Here is a 4,389-nt window from a genome sequence, read left to right on the forward strand (position 1 = left end):
GTTTATCCAAGAAATACGGCATCCATCCGGCCATTAAATAATGCCGTTGCCTATCAGGATAAAGTGCATTTGCAAAATGCAAAATGGGTTGGGACGAAGGATCGCACAACCATGAAGCAATGGATATTAAATTATGGCGCATCTTATATTTCAATGGTATACGAGGCACCATTTTTTAACCGCAATACTGCTGCCTATAACTATCAGGGATACGGGAACATGAATCATGCCGTTACTCTGGTAGGCTGGGATGATACCTACAGCAAGGATAATTTTCCGGAGGGTTGCAAACCAATCAATAACGGAGCCTGGCTGGCGAAAAACAGTTACGGCAGTGCCTGGGGAGATCGGGGATATTTCTGGATTTCCTATGAGGACAATTATTTAAATCGCAGCGATTCTTACGCATTTGTAATGGAAGGGGAAGCGGCGGATAATTACGATCACATTTATCAGTATGACGGTACCATATACGATGGCTATGTAAGGATACAAAATGGCTACAGCGCCGGCAATATTTATCAGACAGCTTCTGCAAATGCCAACGGAGAGATTCTGGAAGCAGTCTCTTTTATGAGTGAGACACCGAATCTTTCTTATAAAATACAGATCTATCGAAACGTCAGAGATCAAACAAATCCTGCAAGCGGCGTCCCGGTTTTTACCAGCGAGCAAACCGGAAATGTTTCTTATTCCGGTTATTATACCATTCCTCTGAATGAAAAAGTACATTTGGACAAAGGGGAAAGATTCTCTGTGGTCATAACATTTACCAATCGAAGCGGGACGAATGTACTCCTGCATATTGATAAGTCTGATACAAGATATAGTGATATGCATATCACGAACCATACAGAAGCCGGGCAGAGCTTCGTGGGCAATAAGAACGGAAATGTCTGGTATGATGGGGATCAGCAAGGATACAGCGTTCGGATGAAGGCGTTTACTTCTAAGGCCGCAGTTCCAAATCCCAGACCGAGAGTCACATTACTGGAGAGAATCAACTTAAATAAAACCAATCTCACCATAAATAAAAATGGAACATCCACACTGCGGGTATCATATTCACCGGAAGATACAACCGTTGATAAAAGAGTAACCTGGACTTCCAAGGACAGTAAAATAGCAGCCGTGGACAAAAATGGAAAAGTATTGGGGCTGCGCGCAGGAAGCACGGTAATTACTGCAAGAGTGGGGAATTTAACTGCTAAATGTAAGGTTACCGTAAAATCCCCTCTGAACAGGATTGCTTTGACAAAACAAAAACTTACCCTTGCACCGAAGATGACCAGTAAGATAAAAGTAATCTTTTATCCATCGGATACAACAGATTCCAGAAAGATTACATGGAGCAGCAGTAATAAAAAAGTAGCGACAGTTAAAAATGGTGTGATTACTGCAGTAGGAGTTGGGGAAGCAGAGATCAAGGCGAAAGTCGGGAAGAAAAAAAGTGCTGCTTGCAAGGTATCGGTTAAGAAACCGAAAGTCAGCCTGAACAGGTCCTCCACGGTGCTCTATACCGGTGGGAAAACGAGCGTTATTTTAAAAGCAGATATCCGTGGAGCCAGCAATAAAATCAGCTGGAGCAGCAGTGACAGCCGGATCGCCAAGGTGGATAAAAAGGGAAAGGTGACGGCAGTCCGAAAAGGTACCGCATTTATTACGGCGACAGCAAACAAAGTAAAGAAAACCTGTAAAATAACCGTAAGGGAACCCTCCCTCAAATTACGCCATACGGCAGTACGCTTAAAGAAGAATAAAACTTATGCGATCAAAGCAAATGCAGTACCTAAAGGAAAAATCACTTATAAATCCGCAAGACCTAAAGTGGCGTCCGTAAACAGGAAGGGCATCGTGACCGGACTTCGTCAGGGAAACACAAACATTACGGTAAAATGCAACGGTATTAAAAGAGTAATAAAAATCACTGTAAAATAACCGGCAGAAGCTGATCATGATTTACAGAGAAAGTAGATGTGGCAAAATGATAAATAAGACAGTTGATTATGCGCAATATGACATACTTCCTGCAGGAGTCTGTGAGTTTCTGGGAGACGAGGCGCTGTCTTTGACCTATGTAAATACCTTTTTTCATACAATGTTAGGATATGAGGAGCGGCAGGATCTGCCGTCTGCAATGAAGGAACTGGTGTTACAGGAAGACTGGGAAGAAATGTGCAATATGGCGGGTTTCTGTCCCGGCAATCCGGCTGCAACTTTGGAGCTGGAGGTTCGTATAAAGAAACGTAACGGAGAAATGGGCTGGTTTATGCTTCGGTGTAAAGGAGACAGTGAACGCCCCAGTGCAATCCTGTGTATCTGCCTGGATTTTACCCTTCGCAAAGATGCCATTCAGGGATTGTACGGGCAGGAAGAGACCTATCGTCTGATCGTATGGGAACATACGAAGAAAATGGCGGCACGGTATGAACTGGATACGGAAATATTATATCTATATGAAAAGTCTGCTGAGTTTTTTGACCGCCAGGAACTGGAAAATATGCCGGAGACATTCATAACGGAAGGAATCGTAGCAGAGGAAAGCCAGGAAGATTACCGGGCATTTTTTAAAAAGATGACAGATGGAATCAAGATGGCGGAAACCATTGTAAAAATGAACCTGGATCAGGACCGGCAGGTCTGGCTGCGCCATGATTATACCCTCGCCGAGGATGGGTGCTATGCGGTCATATCCATGGAAGACATGACCATAGCCCATGAAAAAGAAATCGAGCATGAACGTTGGAAGCGCTCTTATGAGAGTCAGCTGACGGGTAATGTAATGAATTACCGTTACAATATTACCAGGGATACCGTGGAGTATATAAAGGGCATTATGGGAGGCGAGGTCCCCAAAAGTGCCCGGACTTCTTTTACGGCAGCAGCAGGATATGTATGGGAACACTTCATATATAAAGAAGATCAGGATATTTACAAGGAAATGTTCTCTTATGCCAACTTAATGAAACGCTATTGCGAAGGAATAAAAACGCTGCATTGCGAATTCAGGCGTCTGAACCCGGAGGGAAACTATTTCTGGGTGGGAAGTGAAATCCAGCTGATTCAGGACCCGTACTCCAAAGATATTATTGCATTTGTGGCACTTAACGATATAGATGAGAAAAAGAAAGAGGAATTCCAGCTGCAGTACCGGCTGGAAAATGACGATCTCACCGGTGTTCTGAACAGGTCGGAGGCTGTTAAAAAGGTTACGAAGATGTTCGTAAAAAGCGAAAAACGCCATAACCATGGATTTGTCATGGTAGATATTGACAACTTTAAGATGCTTAATGATTCCTATGGACACATCGTTGGCGATCAGGTGTTAAAAGAAATTGCCTATACCTTAAAAAGTGCCGGCAAGATGGATGATGTGATAGCAAGGCTTGGAGGGGATGAACTTGTGATCTGCATGAAAAATGTGGGGAGCAGCCACGCCCTTGCAAAACGCCTGGAAACTCTGCGCAAAAGGGTTGCCCGCTGGGTCAATGGAGATATTGAAATATCAGCCAGTATTGGGGCATCGATGTACCCCAAAGACGGCACGACCTTTACAACCCTTTATCAGAAAGCGGACATAGCACTTTATCGTGCAAAGGCAGAAGGCCGCAACCGCGTAGTTCTATTTGAGCCTGAAATGGAATATAACAACAAAGGAGATCAATTGTAACATTTTTATGTGAAATATCCACAAAATTCTTGACAAATTTTTAACTTTGTTTTATAGTATATATATCGTAACAAAGGTTTTGATTACTGACGGATAGTTGTGGAGTACCACAGGGAAATCAAAATTATATGATAAGGTCGACCGTCTGGGCAGCATTTGTTATCTATGATGTTGCCCTTTTTTAATACACTTCAGGTGTGAGAATTCTATCCGGAACCGAAAGAAATCTGCATGACTTATTTCTTTCTATATTAACAATTGAATAATGTGTTCAAGTAGAGTAGATGTTATACGTAAAGTGTCACCAAAGGGGGAGGCTTTTGGTGAACGAAGGAGACTTCCGCGTTATAAGATCGCTCCCGCTACTGCGTAAAAGATGTATTGTTATTTCTATATTATTTAGAATGTGTATGGTCAGATGCTATTTCTTTGTGCAGTATAGCAGGCAGTCCCGATATTGGGCAGCTGTGTTATTTGCTGAGTGGCAAATGATTCAACTGCTTTTTTTATTGGTTAAGAATGGCAGACAGACGCATGTCCTTTCGGGGACCGTAGTATAATTTATAACGTAAATCACCGCAAAAGCGGTTAATATGAAAGGAGATATTTAACTATGGGTTACAAATCAGACATCGAAATTGCACAGGAGACTACTATGTCCCCAATTACAGAAATCGCAGCAAAAGCAGGTATTGACGAGAAATATCTTGAGCAATATG

2 protein-coding genes and 2 riboswitches are annotated in these 4,389 nt (G+C 42.6%); both genes read left to right on the plus strand.

The genetic code is table 11. From position 1 onward, the window contains the following. Positions 1–1,938 (plus strand): Ig-like domain-containing protein (locus ACH2DQ_RS14195; protein WP_395027182.1); only part of this gene is annotated, 1,938 nt, incomplete at its 5' end. A gap of 46 nt (positions 1,939–1,984) precedes the next feature. Beyond that, positions 1,985–3,670, plus strand: coding sequence for a diguanylate cyclase domain-containing protein (locus ACH2DQ_RS14200; protein WP_395027183.1), 1,686 nt, complete (start codon positions 1,985–1,987; stop codon positions 3,668–3,670). Positions 3,671–3,742: 72 nt separating this feature from the next. Then, a riboswitch (ZMP/ZTP riboswitch) is annotated at positions 3,743–3,828 on the plus strand. Between the two features lie 116 nt (positions 3,829–3,944). Then, positions 3,945–4,037, plus strand: a riboswitch (THF riboswitch). Positions 4,038–4,389: the final 352 nt, after the last annotated feature.

The organism is Robinsoniella sp., from assembly GCF_034124845.1.